Below are 22,091 nucleotides of genomic sequence, written 5' to 3' on the forward strand. Positions count from 1 at the left end.
TGGCGCCGCAGGAGTTCGCAGCTGAAATAGTTGGATCGTCGCGAGCTCGGTGAATTCAGCGGTTTTGGTGCCACCCGTGTTTGCTGAAATCAGAGGCGCTATTGTAGATATCTCGATGCTTGTTCGAGGCAGGACTCGGTGATTGAGGCCGGCGCGGAGACAGCTGTGTGAGCCAACATTCAAAATTGCTGACCGCTTCCACCACGTTTGACGCGGCGAGCGCCGACTATGCCAAAGAAGTCAACGAAGCGATCGCTTTTCTGGGTTTGGACGCCGAACGCTTCGCCGAGGCCAAAGCGAAACGCCTGATCGAGCTTGCCCGCGCGCAGTTCGCGAACCCAGCCTTGCTCAAGGTGCTCGATCTTGGTTGCGGCATCGGCATGTTCCATCGCCATCTCGCCGGCGCATTCGGTGAACTGCACGGCCTGGACGTTTCCAGTTCGAGTATCGCGATTGCCCGCGCGGCCAACCTTTGGTGCAGCTATGCGGTCTATGACGGCACGCGCGCGCCCTATGCGGACGGAACATTCGACCTGATCTTCACCGCGTGCGTCATCCACCACGTGCCGCCGGAGGGCCGGCGCGCGTTCGCCGACGAGATGCGGCGGATGCTCAGGCCCGGCGGCCTCGTGGTGGTGTTCGAGCACAATCCGTTCAATCCCTTGACCCGCCTCGGCGTGGCGCGCTGCCCGTTCGACGCCGACGCGGTGCTGATTTCGCCCAACGCGCTGCGCCGTCTCATGGTGGGCGCGAAATTCAAGGACGCGAGGGCCAGAAGCCTGTTCACGCTCCCGCCGCTCACGCCAGCCATGATCCGTCTCGACCGGCTCTTCGCGGCGCTGCCGCTGGGAGCGCAGTACGAGGTGACGGCGAGAGTCGGCGCGTGAGCCATCTCGCCGAGGCCTGGCGCAACCCCGCAGCGCGCTTTCGCGTCGTGCGCTTCGTTCTGGTGGGCGCGGCGGCGAGCATTGTCTACCTGATCGTGGCCGTGACGCTTCACCGGTTCCTCGGGGCGGACAAGTTCGTCTCGTCGTTCCTCGCCTATCTGGTGGGAATCCCCGTCTCCTTCCTGGGCCACAAGCGCGTGACCTTCCGCGATGACGGCCCGTGGTCCGGCCAGGTGGCGCGGTATGTGCTGCTTCAGGTGATCAACATCGCCGTGGTTCTGCTCGCGATCTACGTCACGCAGCCGCTGGGTGATCTCGGCTATTGGATCGGCTTGGTTCTGAGCGTGCTCCTGATGCCCGTGACCAGCTATCTGGCCATGCATTTTCTCATCTTCATCGCCGCGCGGCGCGGCGCGATGTCGGCGCCGCCGGGCTCAGATGGGAGCAGCACGGGCTGACCGAATTCCGGCTGAGCGCCGGAATTCAGGCCGGCCCTCCCCCGGAGCCGTGGCCGGCCGCAGGGGAGGGGAGTGCCTCACGCCTTCAGGTCGAAGCGGTCGGCGTTCATCACCTTGGTCCAGGCGGCGACGAAGTCCTTGACGAACTTCTCCTTGTTGTCGTCCTGGGCATAGACCTCCGCATAGGCGCGCAGGATCGAGTTGGAGCCGAACACCAGATCCACGCGGGTGGCGGTCCACTTCACCGCGCCGGTCTTGCGGTCGCGGATCTCGTAGAGGCCGCCGGCCGCCGGCTTCCAGGCATTGCCCATGTCGGTCAGGTTCACGAAGAAGTCGGTGGTGAGCGCGCCTTCCCGGTCCGTGAACACGCCGTGCCTGGTGCCGCCGTAGTTGGCGCCCAGCACCCGCAGGCCGCCGACCAGCAGCGTCATCTCATTGGCGGTGAGGCCCATGAGCTGGGTGCGGTCGAGCAGCAGCTCCTCGGCGCTGACGACGTAGTCCTTCTTCAGCCAGTTGCGGTAGCCGTCGTGGATCGGCTCCAGGGGTGCGAAGGACTCCGCGTCGGTCTGGGCGTCCGTGGCGTCGCCCCGGCCCGGCGCGAACGGCACGGTCACGGCGAAGCCCGCGGCCTTCGCCGCCTGCTCCACACCCACATTGCCGGCGAGCACGATCACGTCAGCGACGCTCGCGCCGGCCTTCGCCGCAATCGGCTCCAGCACGCCGAGCACCCTGGCGAGGCGTGTCGGCTCGTTGCCCGCCCAATCCTTCTGGGGGCTGAGGCGGATGCGCGCGCCGTTGGCGCCGCCGCGCATGTCGGAGCCGCGATAGGTGCGGGCGCTGTCCCACGCGGTCGCCACCATCTCGGGGATGGTGAGGCCGCTATTGGCGATCGCCGCCTTCACCGCCGCCACGTCATAGTCGGTGCGGCCGGCGGGCACCGGATCCTGCCAGATCAGGTCTTCCTTCGGCACGTCCGGGCCGACGTAGCGGACCTTGGGGCCCATGTCGCGGTGGGTCAGCTTGAACCAGGCGCGGGCGAAGGTGTCCTGGAAATAGACCGGGTCCGCCATGAACTTGCGGCAGATGGCGTTGTAGATGGGGTCCACCTTCATCGCCATGTCGGCGTCGGTCATCATCGGGTTGTGGCGCTTGGACGGGTCGCTGGCATCGAGCGGCCTGTCCTCTTCCTTGATGCTCACCGGCTCCCACTGCCAGGCGCCGGCCGGGCTCTTGCGCAGCTCCCAGTCATGGCCGAACAGCATGTCGAAGAAGCCCATGTCGAACTTGGTCGGATGGGTGGTCCATGCGCCTTCAAGGCCCGAGGTGACGGCACGGCTGGCAAGGCCGTGCTGATCCGGGTTGGCCCAGCCGAAGCCCTGCTGCGCGACGTCGGCGCCTTCAGGGGAGGGGCCGAGCTTGGCGGCGTCGCCGTTGCCATGGGTCTTGCCGACCGTGTGGCCGCCGGCGGTCAGCGCCGCGGTCTCCTCGTCGTCCATCGCCATGCGCGCGAAGGTCTCGCGCACCTGGGCGGCGGTCTTCATCGGGTCCGGCTTGCCGTTGACGCCTTCCGGATTGACGTAGATGAGGCCCATCTGCACGGCGGCGAGCGGATTCTCCATGGTCTTGGGATCGTCGACATTGCCGTAGCGGGCATCGGAGGGGGCGAGCCATTCCTTCTCGGCGCCCCAATAGGTGTCCTTTTCGGGACCCCAGATGTCCGGGCGGCCGAAGCCGAAGCCGAAGGTCTTCAGGCCCATGCTCTCATAGGCGATGGTGCCGGCGAGGGTGATCAGATCGGCCCAGCTGACCTTGTTGCCGTACTTCTTCTTGATCGGCCACAGCAGGCGGCGGGCCTTGTCGAGGCTGGCATTGTCCGGCCAGGAATTGAGCGGGGCGAAGCGCTGGTTGCCGGTGCCGGCGCCGCCGCGGCCGTCAGCGATGCGGTAGGAGCCGGCGGCGTGCCAGGACATGCGGATCATCAGGCCGCCGTAATGTCCCCAGTCCGCCGGCCACCAGGCCTGGCTGTCGGTCATCAGCGCGACCATGTCCTTCTTGAGCGCGTCGAAGTCGAGCGTCTTCACCGCCTCGCGATAGTCGAAGTCCTTGCCCATGGGGTCGGTCTTCGTGTCGTGCTGGTGGAGGATGTCGAGGTTCAGCGCGTTCGGCCACCAGTCCATGTTGGACATGCTGACTTCCGTGTTCGCGCCGTGCATGACCGGGCATTTCCCGGCCGATTTCATCTCAGTCCCGTCCATGACGATCTCCCAACATGATCCAAAAATTCGCAATCCGGAGCGCCACCGGTGCCTCACCCGCCCTCGGCTCAGCCGGCATGGATCGAGGCGGCAGCCGCCGCGCGCCCTGCGCTCAACGGTGGAGTTCTAGTCCAGAGTTTTGATAATGAAAATTTGCATTTTCTAATCGGCTCAATATGCTGAGCTTATGATCGGCATCTCCATGAAGCAGCTTCGCTATTTCGACGCGCTGGCGCAGCATGGACATTTCGGACGCGCCGCGGAGGCGTGCGCCATCTCCCAGCCGGCGCTGTCGCTGCAGATGAAGGAGCTGGAGGACATTCTCGGCGCGCCGCTGGTGGAACGCGGCACGCGGCAGATCCGCCTCACCAGCCTCGGCGAGGAATTCGCGCTCAGGGTGCGCGACATCCTGCGCGCGGTGGACGAGCTCGACGACCTGGCGCGCTCCTCCCTCACGCCGCTCGCCGGGCGGCTGCGCATCGGCGTCATCCCGACGGTGGCGCCCTATCTCCTGCCGCGCGTCATCAAGCGCCTCGGCGAGCGCTTTCCCGGCCTCGACCTGCGCCCGCGCGAGGCCGTGACGCAGCGCCTGGTGGAGGACCTGGTGGAGGGCCGGCTCGACACCGCCATCGTCGCCCTGCCGGTGTCGGAACCCGCCTTGGCGGAATACCCCCTGTTCGACGAGGAGTTCGTCCTGGTGCGCCCGCTGGAGGACGCGGACAAGCCGGTGCCGAACCCCGAGGTCTTGCGCGAGATGCGCCTGCTCCTGCTGGAGGAGGGCCATTGCTTCCGCGCCCAGGCCCTGTCCTTCTGCAAGCTGACGTCGAGCGTGCCGCGCGACCTGATGGAAGGCAGCTCGCTGACCACGCTGGTGCAGATGGTGGGGGCAGGCATCGGCGTGACGCTGATCCCGGAGATGGCGGTGCCGATCGAGACGCGCTCGGCCGAGGTCGCGGTGGCGCGGCTCGATCCGCGGCCGTCGCGGACCATCGGCATGGTGTGGCGGCGGACCAACCCGCTGGCCGGCCAGTTCGAGCAGATCGGCGAGATCGTCCGGGAGACGGGATGCGATGCGCGGCCGGTCCCGCGCGGCTGAAGCCTCGGCAACCGGGCGCTCAGCCCTGCACGACGCGATGCCGATCCAGGACGGATGAGACCACTTGCGCGCGAAGCGCCCCCGGGTCCTGCTCCGGGGTCCGGCTCCTCACCACCAGGCGCCACAGCACGAGGTCGAGCCGGCTGCGATGCTCGAGCAGCTCCAGGGCCTCCGGCGACAGCTCCCGATCGAGGTCCACCGGGAACCCTTCGAGCGCCCGCCGGGTGTCGTTGAATCGCTGCATCTCGAACCGCGTGCCGAGCCAGCAGCCCACATTGGCGGCGAACAGCGGGTCTTCCAGGTAGTCCACGAAGTGAAAGCCGCGCAGGGCCTTCGATGCGCCGGCCAGCAGCTGGGTGTCCACCCCGCCGGGAATGAAGTCCCCCGCCGGGATGCGCGCGTCGGGCCAGAGCAGCATCCGGGTGGCCAGGTTGTCGGTCTGACACGCGATCTCGGGGGCTTTGAGGAACTCCACCAGGGGACGCCGGGCCAGACTGACCAGCTGGCTCCAGTTGGGTCCCCAGGGTTCCAGGATCTCGTCGCTGAATTGCCTCCAGAAGAGCCAGTGCGAGACCAGGCGGCAGACCGGCTCACGCACCACGCAGCAGAAATTGCCATCTGGATAGAAGCGCCGAAGGGTCGAATAGGCGAAATGCCCGCCGACGAGATGCGCTCCAGCGGGCAGGGCGTCATCGGGACCATAGACCGTCGCGCCAACCTCGGGACCGAGGCTATCGAACGCGTCGAAGGCTCCGAACAGGCTGTGGTCGAAGCCCGCGACGACGGCGGAGGCTCCCAGGCCTTCCGCCAGGCTGCTGTTGAAGGCCATCCCGGCCGACTTCGGGATGTGAAGGTAGACCATCGGTTCCGACGGCACATAGGGACGTTCGACGAGCGGGCCCGCGAGGCGTTGCGAAAGCCGAAACAGAATCTCTTGAAGCATCCAACTCTCAACCTTGTCTGATTGCGCAGCTGCCCGACCAAATGCTTCGCGGACCACGTGCTTCTGACCACGTGCTTCTGACCCAGTGCGTCATGGCTGCGAACTTCCCTGCCGGCCACGCAAGCGCGCGCAGGCCCCCAAAAATCCCGAAGGAAAACCACACGCCGCCTTGGCTCGCGAGCGTATGCATCCCGATGCCAGGCACAACCAAGACGAGCTTACTTTAGGTAGCATAGCAGTCGGATACCGCGTCTGTCCTGGCAAGCGATTGCTTTTGCACATCTAACTGAACCGCCAACAGCCTGGTGCCTGTTGGCGGCGGAGGGGGAGGATTCTCCGAAGGGCACCGGTTGGCCGATGAAATCGCCCACATTCATCAGCGCCCCCACGGCATCCGCGCCGGGACGAGCCTTGACCCGGGAAATTTCCAGCTCCCACTGGCCGCAATGGGGGCGCACCAGATGTGGGGCACTGTTTTCGAACGATGAATGCATCATCCAGTGCGCGCCGCCGCCTGGTCGCGCCGGCTTTCGCCCCCGTTCCTCCAGCCGCGCATCGCTGGGAACGCGGCATGGGCCGGAAGGCGCGTTTGGATGGGTCCTCAGGTGACTTGCCGGTCCGGCCGCACTACACTCCCAAATCATTGCCACGGAATGCCTCGTGGCGCATTAGGACAGCAGCGAGAGGCTGCCGGACAGCGGGAGTGCACCGAATTCTGGTTCCGATCGCGCGTGGTCCGCAGGGGAAGCGCTGCTGCGAACGCACCGCCGCCAATGACGAGATCAGCCAGAGCGCGCGAGACGGCTGCAAGCAGCACGCTCTTTTTGGCGCAGCTGTCCTGCGGACACCGTGATTTTCAAGGCCGTCCCTTGAGGGTGAATGATTATGTCAGGGAGAAGAAAGGGCCAGGAGTCGGCGGCAAAGATCATAAGTGCGGCCAGAAAGCTCTTTGCCACCAAGGGTTATGCCAACGCGAGCCTCGACGATATCGCAGCGCTCGCCGGATTCACCAAAGGCGCGGTCTACCACTTCTTCGGCAGCAAGGAAGAGTTGCTGATGTCCTTGCTGCGCGACATCGAGGACCGTTCCATCGGACGCACGTCGCGCGAGCTGGCCGACATGCAGGGCACTGCGATGGACAAGCTCCTTCGCTTCAAGACGCTTCAGGCCGAGTGGGCCGGCCGCAATGCCAACGATCTGGCCATTCTTGTCCGGATGTCGATCGAATCGGCCAACCGCAAGTCGGCTGTCCGCGAGCAGGTCCTACACATCTATGCGCGCATGGAGCAGGTGCTGACCGGCATTGTTGAGGAGGGCAAGGCGAGCGGCGAGTTCCGGGCCGACCTTCCCGTGCACGACGTCGTTACATGGATGATTTCCGTCCACGACGGCAACATGTTGCTCTGGCATCGCAGCGGACGGGACAAGGATGTCGGGCGCCGTCTCACTCTCGCCTCCATGCAGGCCGCGCGCATGGCGGTGTGCATTGGCCCGATGGACATGCTGGGTGAGCACGGCGAGCCCGTGGCCGCAGTGGAAGGTGCGGGCGGCGAAGCTAGTTCCGAATGAGCTGGCGCGAGATGATCAGCTTCTGGACCTCGGTCGCCCCCTCGTAGATGCGCAGCGCGCGGATGTCGCGGTAAAGCCGCTCCATGACCGAGTTCCGCACGACGCCTCGCGCGCCGAACATCTGCAACACCCTGTCGATGACCCGCTGGGCCGCTTCCGTCGCGACCATTTTCGCCATGGCGGTCTCCATGGTCGACGCCCGCTGCGCCACGTCGCGCACCCACGCGGCGCGATAGACCAGCAACGCGCTTTGGTCGATGTCTGCGGCGATGTCTCCGAACGCGGCCTGCGTCAGCTGCAGGTCCATCAGCGTCTGCCCGAACATTCTGCGCCGGGGCGCATGGGCCAGCCCTTCGTCCAGCGCCCGGCGGGCGAACCCGAGCGCGGCGGCCGCCACCGAGCACCGGAATATGTCCAGCGTCTGCATGGCCAGCTTGAACCCCTGGCCGACCTCTCCCAGCATGTTCGCGGCCGGCACGCGGCACCGCTCGAAGCGCAGCAGCGCGAGCGGGTGCGGAGAGGTGACGTCGATCCTCTCCTGTGCATTCAGGCCGGGCGTGTCCGCATCGACCACGAATGCCGTGATGCCGCGCGCCCCCGCCTGTGGATCCGTGCGCACGAAGACGCAGTAGAAGTGCGCCAATCCGCCATTGGAGATCCAGGTCTTCTCGCCGTCGAGCACGTAATGGTCGCCGTCACGCACCGCTGAACAGCTCAGCGCCGCCACGTCGGACCCGGCTTCCGGTTCCGACAGGGCGAAGGCAGCGATGCTGCGGCCGGCCGCGACCTCGGGCAGGTACTTACGCTTCAGCCGGTCGCAGCCGGCCAGTGAAATGGCGCCCGAGCCCAGCCCCTGCATGGCGAGGGCGAAATCGGCCAGCGCGTGGTGGCGCGCCAGGGTTTCACGCAGGATGCACAGACTGCGGGAATCGATCCGGCCGTGCTTTCCGCCCAGGCCGCCGTCAGCTCCCGACGGCACGCAGTAGGCGAGCCAGCCGGCCTGTCCCAAGCGCGCGACCAGCGTTGCGCAGGCGCCATACACGTCCGCGTCGTCCAGGCCGGAAAGCTCCTCGGCCACGCACCAGTCCTCCAGGCTTCGCGCCAGGTCGCGGTGCGTGTCGTCGAAGAACGGCCATTCGAGATGTTGATCGTTGCGATTCATGCCCAGGCATCGCTGCGCTCGGCAGCCGGCGTCCTGTCGCGGACCCCGGCTGCCGAGGCGTCGAAGTCCTTCAATTGGTGTCCGAGGCGTACTTGGCGATGATCTCTTTCCAGCCCTTGCGCTGGTTGCGCAGGAACTCCTCGGTCGCATCGGTCGAGCGGGGCGGCACGACGAGCGAGGCGGTCCGCTCGATCTTCTCCTGGAACACGGGATCCAGCAGGAGGCGCGCCAGGGAGGCCTGCAGCTTGTCGAGCACCGGCTTCGGCGTCCCGGACGGAGCGAACAGGCCCTTCCAGGACCAAGGCGCCAGCTGGTCGAACTGCTTGTAGCCGAGCTCCGACATGGTCGGCACGTTCGGCAGCGAGGGGAGCCGGCGTTCGGAGACCACCGCCAGGGCGTTGGCCTTGCTGCCGGTGACCATGCCGATCGAGCTGATGGCCGGATCGAACGTGAAGTCGACCTGACCGCTGATCACGGCTAGCACCGACTGGCTGCTGCCGTTGTACGGAATATGGACCGCCGTCTTCAGATCCGCGGCATGCTTGAACGTCTCACCCGCCAGATGGGTCGAGTTGCCGGTGCCGGCGGAAGAGAAGTTGAGCTTGTCGGGGTTCTTCTTCGCATACTCGACATATTGCGCGACCGTCTCGATGCCGCGCTTCTTGTCGATCAGCATCAGGAACGGAAATTCCGCGACGATGCCGATGGGGGTGAAGTCCTTCTCGGGGTCGAAGGGCAGGTCCTTGTAGAGAAACTGGTTGGCGACGATGTCGGTTCCGCCGATCAGCAGCGTGTAGCCATCCGGCTTCGAGCGGGCCACATAGGTGTTGCCGATCGCTGCGTTGGCGCCGGGCTTGTTCTCCACCACCACCGGGACCTTGAACTCCTTCTGGAAGTGGTCGGCGATCATCCGGCCGATCTGATCGGTGGAGCCGCCTGCGCTGAACGGCACCACGATGCTGATGGTGCGGTCCGGATAGTCCGCGCGCACGGGGCCTGCGCCCACGCATGCCGCGCCCAGCGCGAGCACGCCCGCCAATCGTGTGAGGACATTTCCGCAGCGTTTGAAAAGCATGTTTCTCTCCCCTTGTTGTGTGTCGCTGTATCCGCGCATTGAGATGGGTGACGGCCTTAGGGCAGGACCACTTCGATGAGGCTGGGGCCACGATCCGAGAGCCCGTTGCCGAGCGCACGGGCGAAATCCGTCAGGTTGTCCACCCTGACGCCGGGCACGCCGTGCCCGCGCGCGAGGCTGACCCAGTCGAGATCCGGCCGGTCCAGGGTGAGCATGCGCTGCGCATTCTCGGCCGGCGGCGGCCCTCCCATGGCAGCAAGCTCCCCGCGCAGGATCTGGTACTTGCGGTTCGCGCAGATCACGACGGTGACGTCCAGCGCCTCCCGCGCCATGGTCCAAAGTGCCTGAAGGGTGTACATGGCGCTTCCGTCGCCGATGATCGCGACGACCTTCCGGTCCGGGCAGGCGACCGCCGCCCCCGTGGCGCACGGCAGCCCGTAGCCGATCGAGCCGCCGGTGATCTCGAGCCAGTCGTGCGGCGGCGCCGAGGCGCACATGCGCTGGAGCTGCCGACCGTGCGTGATCGCCTCGTCGACGACGATGGCGTTCTCGGGCAGCATGGCCGCGAGGACCTTTGCAATACCCTCCGCGCTGGCTGGACCATCGGCCGGCGGCTCCGCGGCCTGTTCCGCGCCCAGATACGCCACCGCATCGCCCCGGCCGCCGACCGCCTCGTTCAGCGCGCCCAGCGCGCGCGCCACATCCTCATCGACGGATGCCAGCGTCTCGATGCGGCAGTCGGGATGGGCCAGGAACAGCGGCTTGCCCGGATAGGCGAAGAAGGCGACCGGCCGCACCGCATCCACGAGGATCAGCAGGCGGATGTCCTTGAGCGTCTCCACCGCCGCGTCGAACGGATAGGGGACCTGGGGGATATTGACCCGCCCGCGCCCGCGCGCCGAGCGCGCGTTCTTGGTCTCCGCCAGCAGCCTGCAGCCGGTGCGCGCGGCGATCTGCCCGGCGAGGCGGGTGGCCGGCTCGCGCATGGCCCGGCCGCCCAGGAGAAGCGCCACCGATCCCGGCGCATAGCCGCCCGCTGTCATCAGCGCGGCGATCCGGTCGACCACATCGGACGCCGGGCCGGGCAGGGGACGATGCGGCGCCGCCGCGACCGCCTCGGCCGGGCATTCCTGCCAGGCGACATCGGCCGGGAGAATCAGCGAAGCGACCTGCGGCCGCGGCCCCGAGGCCGCGCGTACGGCCGCCGCCGTGTCGTCCACGGCGGTCGCAGGCGAGGCGCAGGTGCGGACCCACTGCGAGACCGGGCGCGCGATGCCTTCGATATCGGCTGTCAGCGGGGCGTCGTTGGCGATGTGGTCGCGCGCGTGCTGGCCGATGATGTTGACGATGCCGGAGCGCGCCCGCTTGGCGTTGTGCAGGTTCGCCAGGCCGTTGCCCAGGCCCGGGCCGAGGTGCAGCAACGTGGCGGCGGGACGATCGGCCATGCGGTAGTAGCCGTCCGCGGCCCCCGTCACCACGCCTTCGAACAGCCCGAGCACGCAGCGCATCTCCGGCAGCCGATCAAGCGCCGACACGAAGTGCATCTCCGACGTCCCGGGGTTCGCAAAGCATACCGAGACATCGTTCTTGAGGAGCGTTCGCACCATTCTCTCAGAACCGATCACGCCCTCATTCCCCCCGCCATTGTTGATTGCCCGCGTCGCCGCAAAAGCCTGTCTTGACACACTCACGCAGCCTTTTAACATACTATCCAGTCGGTATGCTAGAGGGTGTAAGCCAATATGACGTTGGAGACGTTGGTGCGGCGGGTGTCCGCGTACATCGCCGCGCACCCCAACGAGAGGGACTGCTGGCAGAAGGCGCCGGCGCTGAGCGGTCTGCTCGCGTGGGACCTGCCGGAATTCCGATCGTTGGTGAAGAAGTGGATCGACCGCGCCGTCGCCACGCAGAAATCGGACGGCAACCTGAGCTACGGCGACTGGCACCTCTCCAGCGGGGGCCACATCCGCTCCTTCACCCCGCTCGCCAGCGAGACCTCCGCCATGGGAGCACCGATGCTGGAGCTCTACGCAGCCAGCGGCGACGTGCGCTACCTCAGCAGCGCCGAGCGCCAGTATCGGGCGCTGTGCGAGGCGCCTCGCACATCGGAGGGCGGGATCTGGTCGCGCGGGGAGGGGCCCGAGCTCTGGATCGACTTCACGTATCTGATGTGCCCGTTCATGGCGCGCTACGGCAAGCACGCTGGACGGCCCGAGGCCGTCGACGAGGCGTTCCGCCAGTTCGCCGTCCATGTCCGCCGCCTGGTGGATCCGGAGGTCGGGCTAGCCCGGCATGCCTGGTGCGAGAAGCCGAACCATTTTCCGCAATCCACGTTCTGGGCTCGGGGCAATGGCTGGCTGCTGGCGTGCTGCGCCGAGTTGCTGACCATCGCGCCCGAGCATCCGGGGTGCGCCCATGTCCGCGAGGTCTACGGCGTCGTCCTGCGGGCGATGTCGCAGTGCCAGGACGCCTCCGGCTACTTCTTCCATGTTCTCGATGATCCGCTGTCGAACCTCGAGGCGTCGGCGACGCTGATGTACGCATACGGCGCCGAGCGCGCGGTGCAGCTACAGGTGCCGGTCGCCGGCTTGCCTGCCGAGGCCCTGCGGGAAAGGGCGATCCGGGCCTTTGTGGTCGTGGCCGGCTCGGTCGAGGAATCGGGCAAGGTGCCCGGCGTGGCGATGGTGCCGGGCGGTCCCGGCGTCCCGTTCGACTGGACCTTGTTCGGCCAGGGCTTCTTCCTGCTTGCTGCGCATGCCCTGCAAGCCCACGTCGGTGCGCTGGAGCTCGACGCATGAGCACCGTTCATGCCAACGGCTCAGCGAACGCCGGAGCGCGCCGCCGCCCGCTCGAAGGCGTGCGCGTCATCGACATGTCCCGGCTGGCGCCGGGTCCCTATTGCACGATGATGCTCGCCGACCTCGGGGCGGAGGTGATCGTCGTGGGCGGTGGACGCGCGGGCAACCCCGTGGCGACCTTTTCCCGCGGCAAGCATTTCATCAAGCTCGACCTGAAGTGCGCGGCGGGGCAGGCGGCCCTGCGCCGCCTGTGCGAGCATGCCGACGTCTTCGTCGAGAGCTTCCGCCCCGGCGTCGCCGAACGCCTTGGCGCGGGATACGCCGCGCTCAAGGAAATCAACCCGAAGCTCGTCTACTGCTCCCTGACCGGCTACGGACAGGACGGCGTTCTCGCGACCGCGGCGGGGCACGACATCAGCTATCTGGCGGTGACGGGCATCCTCGGCGCCATCGGTCCGAATGACGGTCCTCCCTCGGCGCCGCTGAACCTGCTCGCCGACTTCGCCGCGGGAAGCTTCGTGGCGGCTCTCGGCATCGTCACCGCGCTGTTCGACCGCTCGCGCACCGGCGAGGGCCAGTATCTCGACGCGGCGATGATCGACGGCTGCCTGTCCTTGATGGCCATGCACTGGCCGGTCTGGCAGACCCACGTTCTGCCCGCGCGCGGAGGCGGACTGCTGGGCGGCGGCGCGCCCTATTACGGCTGCTATGCCTGCGCGGACGGCCGCTACGTTTCCCTCGGCGCGCTCGAGCCGCAGTTCTTCGCGCAGCTGTGGACCAGCCTGATCGGCTCCGAGGTGCCGGACCATATGGATATCGGGCTCTGGCCTGAGATCCGGGAGACCTTCGAGCGCGCGTTCAAGGAAAAGACCCGCGATCAGTGGTCGGCGCACTTCGCCGGGACGGATGCCTGCGTGATGCCGGTCCTGACGCCGGACGAGGTCTGGTCGCACCCCCATATCGCCCACCGCCATCCCAACGCGTCAGGCGAGAGCGTCCCGGTCATCCCCCGCTTCGGCCACACCTCGTTCGATCCGCCGGCGATCGACACGACCGATCGCTCCGACGAAATTCTCGCCGCCGCCGGCCTGACGCCGGAACAGATCGCGCTGGCCAGCCCCGCTTCGGAGCGCGACCGGATTCCGTCCCGGTCCTGGCCCCCCCGTTTCAAGCTGCCGGACTGAACGCGGCGACGCCTCGCGATAGGAGAAACGTTCTTGGAAATGACCCAGTATGACGAGGCGTACGGCGCGTTTCGCGAGCAGATGCAGCGCTTTGCCCGCCAGAAGGTGGCGCCGCACGCGGCCCGAGTGGATGACGAGGCGCGCCCGCCGATCGAAGCCTACCAGGCCAGCCTCGAGCTCGGCCTGCCGGGCTTGCCGTATCCCGAGGAGATCGGCGGGCTGGGCGGCGACCTGATCACGCAGATCCTCGCCATCGAGGAACTGTCCCGGGTCTGCCCGTCCACGGCCACCACGGTCTCCACCTGCTGGATCATGATGCTGGTCCAGCGCTTCGGTTCCGCCGCCCAGAAGCAATTGATTCTCCCGCCCGTCATCGAGGGCAGGGAGCGCTCGGCCTGGGGCCTCACGGAGCCGCGCGGCGGGTCGGATCTGATGGGCGTGGTCTCCACCGCCACGAAGACCGCCGACGGCTGGCTGATCAACGGCACCAAGCGCTTCATCACCAATGGCGGCTGGGCGGACTGGTACCTCATCTTCGCCCGCACCACGCCCGAGCGGTTCGGCATCTTCCTGGTCAGCAAGCACGACCAGGGCGTGTCGTTCGGGCCCCCGGAGCGCAAGATGGGACTTCGCGGCAGCCCGACCTGCGACGTCAACCTGGACAATTGCCTGATCCCCGATGATCGCGTGGTGGGCGATCCCGGCGAGGGCGGGACCTACATCCGGGCCGGGCTCCTGGCCTCGCGCCTGAAATATGCCGCGCACGGCCTGGGCATCGCCCAAGGCGCCCTCGACGAGGCGCTCGCATACACCCGGACGCGCGAGCAGTTCGGACGGCCGGTCGCGGATTTCCAGATGACCAAGGGCATGGTCGCCGACATGGCGATGCGCGTGGAGGCGGGCCGGGCCGTGCTGATGCATGCGGCCACCCTGGCGATCAACGGCGAGCCGTCGGCGAAGAAATACGCGTCGATGGCCAAGGTGCTCTGCACCGAGGCGGCCGTCGCGGTGACGCGGGACGCGCTGCAGTTGCACGGCGGCTACGGATACATGAAGGACTATCCGATCGAACGCATGTACCGCGACGCCAAGGTGACCGAGATCTGGGAGGGCACGAACCAGGTTCAGCGTCTGATGATCGCCAAGGAAATCTACGGACAGTGATGGGAACGCGAATGGCTGGGGTGCTGGAGGGGATCAAGGTCCTTGAGCTCTGCGAGGTCTTCCAGGGGCCCTTGGCCGGACAGATCCTGGGCGACTACGGGGCCGACGTCATCAAGATCGAGCGGCCCGGTCGCGGGGATTCGCTGCGCCACAGCGATGCGGTCGCCAACGCCGCCGGCAAGATGGGCTCGTATTTCGCGGCGGTGAACCGCAACAAGCGGTCGCTGTGCCTTGACCTCAAGGCCGACGATGACCGCCAGGTGCTGCTCCGTCTCGTCGGTGAGGCGGACGTGCTGATGCACAACTACCGGCCCGGCGTGCTCGAGCGCCTCGGCCTCGGCTACGAGGCCCTGGAGAAGATCAATCCGGGGCTGGTCTATGCGACCGCCAGCGGCTTCGGCGAAACCGGCCCGCTGGCGGGCATGGCAGGGCAGGATTTCCTCATCCAGTCGATCAGCGGCATCGCCTGGAAGGCTGCGGCCGGGGGGAACGTCCCCTCGTTCCTGAACGTTCCCATCGCGGACTACACGTCGGGCCTGCTGCTGGCGCAAGGCGTGCTTCTGGCGCTGTTGGAGCGTGCCCGCTCCGGGCGTGGGCAGCGGGTTTCGACCTCCCTGCTCAGCGCGCTGGTCGCCATGCAGAGCCTGGAGGCGGCCACGCAGCTGAACTACGGCTACGAGACGCGCTGGTACGACCGGGCGCTCAATTTCGTCGCCGAGGCGAGCGACGGCTGGGTGACCGTCATCGGCTTCTTCCGTGACAATCCCCTTCAGCTCATCTGTCGCGGGCTCGGGCTGGAGGATCTCTCGACCCGGCCCGGCTGGGGCGCCAAGCTCGACCAGGCCACCCACAGGGAAGAGATCGCCGCCGCGCTGCGGCCGGCGATCCGCGCGCTCACCGTCGAGGCGTGCGTCGAGCGGCTGCAGGGGCAGGGCGTCCTCGCCGCTCCGATCCTGAAATTCGAACAGGTTCTGGAGCATCCGCAAATCCAGGCGAACGAGCTCCTGGTCGACGTTCCGGTGGACGGCCAGGAACCGATGCGGGTGGTGGGCAACCCGATCCGGCTCTCGCGAACCCCCGCCGAGGTGCGCCGCGCTCCCCCGGCACTCGACGCGCATAGGCAGGAACTTCTAAAGGACGGCGGCACCGGGGCCTGGGACGGCTAGAGCGCGATCCGATCAAATTGGCTCAATTTGATCGGCGCGTGCTCTAGGCGACCCGGCATCAACCAAAAAAGGCGAAGGGGAGACGCCGACCATGGGCGCATGCATCGCCAGGCCGGACCGGATGGACGAAGACTGGACGGTTCCGGGAATTCTCAGGAAGTCCGTGCTGGACTACGGGGATCGCCCGAGCCTGCAGATCGTCAACGGCATCCAGGAGACCTATGCCCAGACCTGGGACAGCGTGATCCGCCTCGCGCGGCGCCTCGCCGGTCACGGGATCGGCAGGCAAGACCGCGTCATTCTCATGCTCGGCAACACCCACCTGTCCGTGCATGCCTGGCTGGCCGTCAACCTGCTCGGTGCGGTCGACGTCAACGTCAACACCGGCTTCAAGGGCGGGAGCCTGATCCACGCCATCAACCTCAGCCAGGCGCCCACCCTTCTGGTCACGTCGGACCTGCTCCCGGCCGTTCTCAACGTGGCGGGCGAGGTCGGGCATCTGGCGTCCATCGTCGTGCTGGACCAGGCCGAAGGCCCAGACATGACCGCAGGCCCGCGGATACCGATCGTATCCGCCCAGGACCTCGATGAGGGCTCGATCGCCCAGGCGCTCGAAGAGCCCGTCAAGCCGTGGGAGACCGCTTCGGTCATCTTTACGTCCGGCACCAGTGGGGCGCCGAAAGGCGCCATCATGCCGCACGGGCAGGTGGCGCTGCTGGCGAAGCTTGCGGCGTCGAAGATGGGCATGACGCGGGAGGACGTGTTCTTCTCCTTCTACCCCATGTACCACATGGCCGGAAAGTTCATGTCCGTGCTCGCCGCTTTGTCGGTCGGGGCGAAGCTGGTCATGGACTCCGGCTTCAAGCCCGAGGAATGGCTCGATCGCATCCGCAGCCACGGCGCGACGATGACGGCCGCGCACGGGCCGATGCTGGAGATGGTCTACGCTCTGCCGCCATCGCCGAAGGACCGCGACCACCGGCTGCGGCTGATCCGCACCGCGCCGTTCCCCAAGCGCATCGCCGGCGACTTCGAGCGCCGGTTCGGCGTGCGGGGAATGGAAGTCTGGGGCATGACGGAAGTGGGCGTCGTCTGCTGGGCCGACATGCGGGAGCCCCTGCGCGCGGGCTCCTGCGGCCGGCCGGACACGGACTGGTACGAGTTCGCCGTGCTCGACCCCGCCACGGACATGCCGCTGCCGCCGAAGTCGCCGGGCGAGTTCGCGGTGCGTCCCAGGCTGCCCTGGACGATCATGCAGGGCTATCTCGGCATGCCCGAGCGCACGGTGGAATGCTGGCGCAATCTTTGGTTTCACACGGGCGACTTCGGCTATGTCGACGACGACGGCAACGTCTATTTCCTCGACCGGGCGAAGGACCGGATTCGCCGCCGCGCGGAGAACATCTCCGCCGGCGACATCGAGGCCGCCGCGCTGCTCCATCCCCTGATCGTCGAGGCGGCGGCGGTCGGCGTGCCCTCCGGCTACGAAGGGGACGACGACATCCTGCTGCATGTCGTGATGAGGCCCGGCAGCATCCTTGATCCGGCCGAGGTCCTGGCCTTCCTGCTCCAGCGGCTGCCGCACTTCATGGTCCCGCGCTACCTGAACCAGCTGCCGACGCTTCCCCGCACCGTGACCGGCAAGCTCCAGCACGCGCTCCTGCCCCGCGCGGTGGATGACGCGGACGTCTGGGACCGCAAGCGGGCCAACATCGCCCTTCGCTCCCTGCGGACCTGATCGCGGGCGCAGGCCCTCTTTTTGTCTCCAACATCCATGGAAAAGATCATGAGCCGCTGGAAGAAGCGCCCCGAAGGGTCCAACTGGGGCGAGTTCGGCCCCGACGACGAGCTCGGCCGGGTCAACCTGCTGACGCCGGAACAGGTGATCAAGGGGGTGCGCGAAGTGCGGGAGGGCAGGGTGTTCTGCCTCTCGCTGCCGCTGGACCTGCCGGGCGGCATGGCGCTCAATCCGCGCCGCAAGCCGCCCCGGCTCGCCGCGACGGAACGCGACGGCGTGCCATACATGAACTTCCCGATGGAGCGGCTCGACGCATCCTCCATCGACGTCCTCAGCGACGACCAGGTCACGCTGTCGCTTCAGTACTCGACCCAATGGGACGCGCTGGCCCATGTGGGCGCCCAGTTCGACGTCGAGGACGACGGCCAGGCCAGCAAGGTCTATTACAACGGCTTCCGGGCCGGCTCCGACGTTCTGAACGCGGAGCCCGACCACGCCGGCGGAACCTGCTGCGATCACGGCCCCAGCTTCGGAGCGCGCCGGCTGGGAATCCAGAACTTCGCCGTCAAGGGCATGCAGGGTCGCGGCGTCCTGGTGGACATCGCCAAGCATCACGGACATGGCCGAACGGTGATTGGTTACCAGGAGCTGATGGCGATCATGCGCGAGGACGACGTGGTCGTGGAGCCCGGCGACATGCTGGTCCTGCGCACCGGGTTCGCGGAGACGGTGGTCGAAATGGCCGGCCGTCCCGATGCGGAAGCGCTGCATAATGCGGGCGCCGTTCTCAATGGCGCCGATGGCGAACTCCTGCAGTGGATCACGGACAGCGGCATCGTGGCCATCTGCGCGGACAATTACGCGGTCGAGGCGTATCCGGCCCTGAACCAGGGGCAGAAGAAGTCGCTCCTGCCGCTGCATCACCACTGCCTGTTCAAGCTCGGATTGCCGCTGGCGGAGCTTTGGTATCTTCGCGAGCTGGCGGAATGGCTCCAGAGTCACGGCCGCAACCGCTTTCTGCTGACCGCGCCGCCGCTGCGGCTGCCGGGGGCGGTGGGATCGCCCGTCACGCCGATCGCAACAGTCTGAGCCCTCGAGCTATCGCGGACCGCCAAATGAACTTCGATACCCTCCTGCGCCGGCATGAAGCCGAGCGCCCGCACGCCGTCGGCCTGATCGACGGCGACCAGCCCGTCCGGTACGCCGAGCTTCAGTCCGAGGTCCACCGCGTGGCCGGCCTGCTCCACGCCCAGGGCGCGCGGCCCGGCGATCGCCTTGCGCTGTGGCTTCCGAACTGCGCCGCCTGGCTCGTCACCTTCATGGCGTGCGCCCGGCTGGGGGTCACGGTCGTGGCGATGAACACGCGATTTCGGAGCCACGAGGTCGGCGATCTCATATCGCGCAGCCAGGCCAAATGGCTGGTGATGTGGCCCGCGTTCAAGGGACTGCCGTTCCAGCAGATCCTGAGCGACGTGGCGCCCGACCGGCTGCAGAGCCTGCGCGGAGTGATGATCGTCGGCGCGTGGGAGGGCAAGCCGGCGGTCGATGGCGTTGCGACCTTCGCGTTCACGCGCGCCGGAGACGCGTCCGCCCTCGACGGCGTGCCGCAGGCCGCCGGCGACAGCTATGCGCTCGTGTACACCACGTCCGGGACCACGACCCAGCCCAAGCTCGTCGTTCATGACCAGGAAACCCTGATCCGCCATGGAGAGGCCGTGGCCCGCCACTTCGGCATCGGCGAGGGCGACGCGGTGCTGCTGGGCGCTCCGTTCTGCGGCGCCTTCGGCTTTTCATCGGCGCTCGGCGCCCTGGCCGCCGGCGTGCCGATGGTCACGTCCCCGGTCATCGATCCGGACGAATGTGCCAGGCAGATCGTGCGCCACGAGATCACGCACACGTTCGCGAACAACGAGCTTCTCGACCGCATTCTCGATGCCGCCGATGCCGCCGGGCTGCCCCTGGCCTCGTTGCGGATCGCCGGGTTCGCGAGCTTCGCGCCCTCGCTCGAAGGCCTTCCGGAGCGATCGGAGAAGGCCGGCATCACCCTTGTGGGCCTCTACGGCTCCAGCGAGTTGCAGGCCCTGGTGGCGGGACAGCCGGCCGCCGCCTCCCTAGAGCAGCGGCAGCAGCCGGGCGGCACGCTGGTCGCCGACGATGCCCGGGTGCGCGCGCGCGACGTGGCGTCCGGCGAGGTCCTGCCGCACGGCGAGGTCGGCGAGCTGGAGATCAAGTCGCCCAGCCTGATGCGAGGCTACCTGGACAATCCGGAGGCGACAGCCCAGGCCGTGGACGACGGTGGTTACTTCCGCACCGGCGATCTCGGACATACCGTGAGCGAGCGGGAGTTCGTCTTCCACGCCCGCCGCGGCGACTTCCTGAGGCTGAGCGGCTTTCTGGTCAATCCGCGGGAGATCGAGGCCTTCATCGAGGCACTGGAGGGAGTGGCGTCCTGCCAGGTCGTGGGCGCGGTCAAGGACGGCAAATCGGTTCCGGTCGCCTTCGTGATCCCGGAGCTTGGAGAAGCCTTGCGTGAGGAGGAGATCATCGGCAGCTGCTCCGCCCAGCTGGCCCGTTTCAAGGTGCCCGTGCGTGTGGGCGTGGTCGATGCCTTCCCGGTCGTCGAGAGCGCGAATTCCAACAAGATTCAGCGCTCCAGGCTGGGCGAGCTGGCTCAAGCTCTGCTTGGCGGCACGCCGTGACCTTGCGTCCGGCCGTCCCTGGCCGCTGAATCTAGGGCGGCGGAGGATGGATCATGCGCGGGGATTTCCCGGGCGAAGCTGGCAGCGTCCGGCCCGGGCCGCGACAGGACGAGGACGCCGGCCCCTCCGCCCACACCGGCCTCAGGCCGCGGCGCGGGCGGCGGCGACCTCCTCGCGGATGAGCGCCATGATCTCCCGTCGCAGCTCGGAGAATTCCGGCGTGGTCAGCATGTCCACGTGGCGCGGGCGCCCGAGGGGGACCTCGATGCGCGCCTTCATGGTGCCGGGGCGCGCGGTCATCACATAGACCACGTCGGAGAGGAAGATCGCCTCCTCGATGTCGTGGGTGATGAACATGACGGTGCGCCGGTCGCGGCCCCACACGTCGAGCAGCAGTTCCTGCATCTCCAGCCGGGTCTGGGCGTCGAGGGCGCCGAACGGCTCGTCCATGAGCAGCACCTTCGGCTCCATCAGCAGCGCGCGGGCGATGCCGACGCGCTGCTTCATGCCGCCGGAAAGCTGGTCCGGGTGATGGTGGTGGAAGGCGCCGAGGCCCACAGCCTCCAGGAGCTGGCGCGCCTTGGCCTCGTACCTCGCCTTGGGGATCGAGCGGTTCTTCAGGCTGAAGACCACGTTCTCCCACACGTTCAGCCACGGAAAGAGCGCCGCCTCCTGGAACACCACGGCGCGCTCAGGGTCCGGCTTCTGGATCGGATGGCCGAAGGCGGTCATGGTGCCCGATGAGGCCTTCTCGAAGCCGGCGAGCATGGAGAGCAGGGTGGACTTGCCGCAGCCGCTGGCGCCCAGCACGGCGGCGAACTCGCCTTGCTTCAGGGTGAGGTCGACGCCCTTGAGCGCCACCACCTCGCGCACGCCGCCGAAGGTCTTGGCGACCTGGCGGACCTCGATGGCGATGTCGGAGGACTGAGCGGTCATGGCGGGCCTCATGAATGGTGCGCGTGCTTCCAGGCGAGGACCTGGCGCTCGACCAGGACGATGATGCGGTCGGAGAGGAAGCCGAGCAGGCCCACGGTGATCATGTCCGCCACCACGATCTCCATGCGCGAGACGTAGTAGGCGTCCCAGAGCACGTAGCCGACGCCGCCGCGGATCGAGATCATCTCGGCGACGATCAGGATGGTCCAGGCGATGCCCATGGCGAGGCGCATGCCGGTGAAGATGTTGGGCAGCGCGTTGGGCAGGATCACCTTGAGCAGCAGGCGCCACTCGCTGATCCCCATCATGCGGGCCGCGCGCACCAGGTTCTTGTTGATGTCGCGCGCGCCGTGGATGGTGTTGAGCACCACCGGGAAGAACGCGCCGAGCGCGATCAGGAAGATGGCGTTGCCGTCGCCGATGCCGAACCAGGCGATGGCGAACGGGATCCAGGCGGTGATGGGGATCGGCCGGATGAGCTGGATCGTGGGGTCGAGGAGGCGGGAGATCGTGGCGCTCCAGCCGATCAGGACGCCCAGCACCACGCCGGCCGCGACCCCGAGCGCGAAGCCGCGCACCACGCGCCAGCCGGAATAGAGCACCGCGTTCAGCCAGGTGCCGCTGTAGGTGTCGAAGGCGGTGGCGCCGGGGCGGCCGAAAACCCAGTAGTACCAGTCGATCAGCACCGCCGGCAGCTTCGGCACGATGCCGGCGGGCAGCATGTTGAGCGCGCCGAGCCCGAGCCATGCCAGCACCACCAGGCCTGGCACCGCCAGCGGCTGGAGGCCGCGCCCCAGCCGGGCGAGGCTGGCGGCGTCGGGCACCGCCGCGCGCGGAGGCGCCCCGTCCTTCGCCAGTGCGGGGTTCATGGTCTGCTGCGTCCCCGTTCCGCTCATGCTGCGCCTCTGGTCCTGTCGTTCGTCCATGCCGGCGTGGCCGGGCCGGAGCCCGGCCACGCCGA

18 protein-coding genes are annotated in these 22,091 nt (G+C 67.5%); 11 read left to right on the forward strand and 7 right to left on the reverse strand.

Annotated features, from left to right (window positions below; all coding sequences use genetic code 11):
- Nucleotides 1-167 precede the first annotated feature (167 nt).
- Together V5F67_RS13540 and V5F67_RS13545 are read left to right on the forward strand one after the other, a co-directional pair.
- The gene (locus V5F67_RS13540; protein WP_394017317.1) at nt 168-887 is read left to right on the forward strand and encodes a class I SAM-dependent methyltransferase; all 720 of its coding nucleotides are present in this window, start codon (nt 168-170) and stop codon (nt 885-887) included.
- The gene (locus V5F67_RS13545) at nt 884-1,345 is read left to right on the forward strand and encodes a GtrA family protein (RefSeq protein WP_394017316.1); all 462 of its coding nucleotides are present in this window, start codon (nt 884-886) and stop codon (nt 1,343-1,345) included. Before V5F67_RS13540 ends, V5F67_RS13545 begins: the two co-directional genes overlap by 4 nt.
- Before the next feature lie 77 nt (nt 1,346-1,422).
- Here the strand turns inward: V5F67_RS13545 and katG are convergent, their stop codons facing one another.
- Nucleotides 1,423-3,600, reverse strand: a complete 2,178-nt coding sequence (gene katG / locus V5F67_RS13550) for a catalase/peroxidase HPI (protein WP_394017315.1) — start codon at nt 3,598-3,600, stop codon at nt 1,423-1,425.
- Nucleotides 3,601-3,787: 187 nt separating this feature from the next.
- Between katG and V5F67_RS13555 the strand changes: the two genes are divergently transcribed.
- Nucleotides 3,788-4,696, forward strand: coding sequence for a hydrogen peroxide-inducible genes activator (locus tag V5F67_RS13555; protein ID WP_394017313.1), 909 nt, complete (start codon nt 3,788-3,790; stop codon nt 4,694-4,696).
- A 19-nt stretch (nt 4,697-4,715) separates the two neighbouring features.
- Here V5F67_RS13555 and V5F67_RS13560 read toward each other — a convergent pair whose 3' ends face one another.
- The gene (locus V5F67_RS13560) at nt 4,716-5,639 is read right to left on the reverse strand and encodes a hypothetical protein (protein ID WP_394017311.1); all 924 of its coding nucleotides are present in this window, start codon (nt 5,637-5,639) and stop codon (nt 4,716-4,718) included.
- A gap of 879 nt (nt 5,640-6,518) precedes the next feature.
- On the opposite strand from V5F67_RS13560, the gene V5F67_RS13565 reads away from it, so the two are divergent.
- Nucleotides 6,519-7,208: a TetR/AcrR family transcriptional regulator gene (locus V5F67_RS13565; protein WP_394017309.1), complete on the forward strand. Its 690-nt coding sequence runs from the start codon at nt 6,519-6,521 to the stop codon at nt 7,206-7,208.
- On the opposite strand, the gene V5F67_RS13570 is transcribed toward V5F67_RS13565, so the two are convergent.
- The 3 genes from V5F67_RS13570 to V5F67_RS13580 form a co-directional block, all read right to left on the reverse strand.
- Entirely contained in the window at nt 7,195-8,370 is a 1,176-nt protein-coding gene (locus V5F67_RS13570; RefSeq protein WP_394017308.1) for an acyl-CoA dehydrogenase family protein, read from the reverse strand. The genes V5F67_RS13565 and V5F67_RS13570 overlap by 14 nt on opposite strands.
- A gap of 70 nt (nt 8,371-8,440) precedes the next feature.
- Nucleotides 8,441-9,445 carry a Bug family tripartite tricarboxylate transporter substrate binding protein gene (locus tag V5F67_RS13575; protein WP_394017306.1) on the reverse strand — a complete coding sequence of 335 codons (1,005 nt, stop codon included), beginning with the start codon at nt 9,443-9,445 and terminating at the stop codon, nt 8,441-8,443.
- A gap of 56 nt (nt 9,446-9,501) precedes the next feature.
- Nucleotides 9,502-11,052 (reverse strand): acetolactate synthase large subunit, encoded by a 1,551-nt coding sequence (locus tag V5F67_RS13580; RefSeq protein ID WP_509210572.1) that lies wholly within the window; start codon nt 11,050-11,052, stop codon nt 9,502-9,504.
- A gap of 162 nt (nt 11,053-11,214) precedes the next feature.
- Between V5F67_RS13580 and V5F67_RS13585 the strand changes: the two genes are divergently transcribed.
- The 7 genes from V5F67_RS13585 (at nt 11,215) to V5F67_RS13615 (ending at nt 20,194) form a co-directional block, all read left to right on the forward strand.
- Nucleotides 11,215-12,243, forward strand: a complete 1,029-nt coding sequence (locus V5F67_RS13585; RefSeq protein WP_509210573.1) for a glycoside hydrolase family 88 protein — start codon at nt 11,215-11,217, stop codon at nt 12,241-12,243.
- Nucleotides 12,240-13,427, forward strand: coding sequence for a CaiB/BaiF CoA transferase family protein (locus V5F67_RS13590; RefSeq protein ID WP_394017300.1), 1,188 nt, complete (start codon nt 12,240-12,242; stop codon nt 13,425-13,427). Before V5F67_RS13585 ends, V5F67_RS13590 begins: the two co-directional genes overlap by 4 nt.
- Nucleotides 13,428-13,466: 39 nt before the next feature.
- Nucleotides 13,467-14,591 carry an acyl-CoA dehydrogenase family protein gene (locus tag V5F67_RS13595; protein WP_394017298.1) on the forward strand — a complete coding sequence of 375 codons (1,125 nt, stop codon included), beginning with the start codon at nt 13,467-13,469 and terminating at the stop codon, nt 14,589-14,591.
- Between the two features lie 11 nt (nt 14,592-14,602).
- Nucleotides 14,603-15,757 (forward strand): CaiB/BaiF CoA transferase family protein, encoded by a 1,155-nt coding sequence (locus tag V5F67_RS13600; protein ID WP_394017296.1) that lies wholly within the window; start codon nt 14,603-14,605, stop codon nt 15,755-15,757.
- 91 nt (nt 15,758-15,848) lie between these two features.
- Entirely contained in the window at nt 15,849-17,495 is a 1,647-nt protein-coding gene (locus tag V5F67_RS13605; protein ID WP_394017294.1) for an AMP-binding protein, read from the forward strand.
- Between the two features lie 48 nt (nt 17,496-17,543).
- Nucleotides 17,544-18,584, forward strand: a complete 1,041-nt coding sequence (locus V5F67_RS13610) for a cyclase family protein (protein ID WP_394017293.1) — start codon at nt 17,544-17,546, stop codon at nt 18,582-18,584.
- The gene (locus tag V5F67_RS13615) at nt 18,482-20,194 is read left to right on the forward strand and encodes an AMP-binding protein (RefSeq protein WP_394017291.1); all 1,713 of its coding nucleotides are present in this window, start codon (nt 18,482-18,484) and stop codon (nt 20,192-20,194) included. The genes V5F67_RS13610 and V5F67_RS13615 overlap by 103 nt, the downstream gene beginning before the upstream one ends.
- A gap of 141 nt (nt 20,195-20,335) precedes the next feature.
- On the opposite strand, the gene V5F67_RS13620 is transcribed toward V5F67_RS13615, so the two are convergent.
- Together V5F67_RS13620 and V5F67_RS13625 are read right to left on the reverse strand one after the other, a co-directional pair.
- Nucleotides 20,336-21,130 (reverse strand): ABC transporter ATP-binding protein, encoded by a 795-nt coding sequence (locus tag V5F67_RS13620; RefSeq protein WP_394017290.1) that lies wholly within the window; start codon nt 21,128-21,130, stop codon nt 20,336-20,338.
- 8 nt (nt 21,131-21,138) lie between these two features.
- The gene (locus V5F67_RS13625; protein ID WP_394017288.1) at nt 21,139-22,026 is read right to left on the reverse strand and encodes an ABC transporter permease; all 888 of its coding nucleotides are present in this window, start codon (nt 22,024-22,026) and stop codon (nt 21,139-21,141) included.
- Between the last annotated feature and the right edge of the window lie 65 nt (nt 22,027-22,091).

The organism is Xanthobacter pseudotagetidis, assembly GCF_043194795.2.
Lineage (GTDB): Bacteria > Pseudomonadota > Alphaproteobacteria > Rhizobiales > Xanthobacteraceae > Xanthobacter > Xanthobacter tagetidis_A.

Coding starts and splice junctions, on each gene's coding strand:
- V5F67_RS13575 (WP_394017306.1), bottom strand. CDS start 9,445: ATGCTTTTCAAACGCTGCGGAAATGTCCTCACACGATTGGCGGGCGTG.
- V5F67_RS13610 (WP_394017293.1), top strand. CDS start 17,544: ATGAGCCGCTGGAAGAAGCGCCCCGAAGGGTCCAACTGGGGCGAGTTC.
- katG (WP_394017315.1), bottom strand. CDS start 3,600: ATGGACGGGACTGAGATGAAATCGGCCGGGAAATGCCCGGTCATGCAC.
- V5F67_RS13625 (WP_394017288.1), bottom strand. CDS start 22,026: ATGAGCGGAACGGGGACGCAGCAGACCATGAACCCCGCACTGGCGAAG.
- V5F67_RS13620 (WP_394017290.1), bottom strand. CDS start 21,130: ATGACCGCTCAGTCCTCCGACATCGCCATCGAGGTCCGCCAGGTCGCC.
- V5F67_RS13605 (WP_394017294.1), top strand. CDS start 15,849: ATGGGCGCATGCATCGCCAGGCCGGACCGGATGGACGAAGACTGGACG.
- V5F67_RS13590 (WP_394017300.1), top strand. CDS start 12,240: ATGAGCACCGTTCATGCCAACGGCTCAGCGAACGCCGGAGCGCGCCGC.
- V5F67_RS13565 (WP_394017309.1), top strand. CDS start 6,519: ATGATTATGTCAGGGAGAAGAAAGGGCCAGGAGTCGGCGGCAAAGATC.
- V5F67_RS13555 (WP_394017313.1), top strand. CDS start 3,788: ATGATCGGCATCTCCATGAAGCAGCTTCGCTATTTCGACGCGCTGGCG.
- V5F67_RS13595 (WP_394017298.1), top strand. CDS start 13,467: ATGACCCAGTATGACGAGGCGTACGGCGCGTTTCGCGAGCAGATGCAG.
- V5F67_RS13615 (WP_394017291.1), top strand. CDS start 18,482: ATGGCTCCAGAGTCACGGCCGCAACCGCTTTCTGCTGACCGCGCCGCC.
- V5F67_RS13560 (WP_394017311.1), bottom strand. CDS start 5,639: ATGCTTCAAGAGATTCTGTTTCGGCTTTCGCAACGCCTCGCGGGCCCG.
- V5F67_RS13580 (WP_509210572.1), bottom strand. CDS start 11,052: ATGGTGCGAACGCTCCTCAAGAACGATGTCTCGGTATGCTTTGCGAAC.
- V5F67_RS13570 (WP_394017308.1), bottom strand. CDS start 8,370: ATGAATCGCAACGATCAACATCTCGAATGGCCGTTCTTCGACGACACG.
- V5F67_RS13600 (WP_394017296.1), top strand. CDS start 14,603: ATGGCTGGGGTGCTGGAGGGGATCAAGGTCCTTGAGCTCTGCGAGGTC.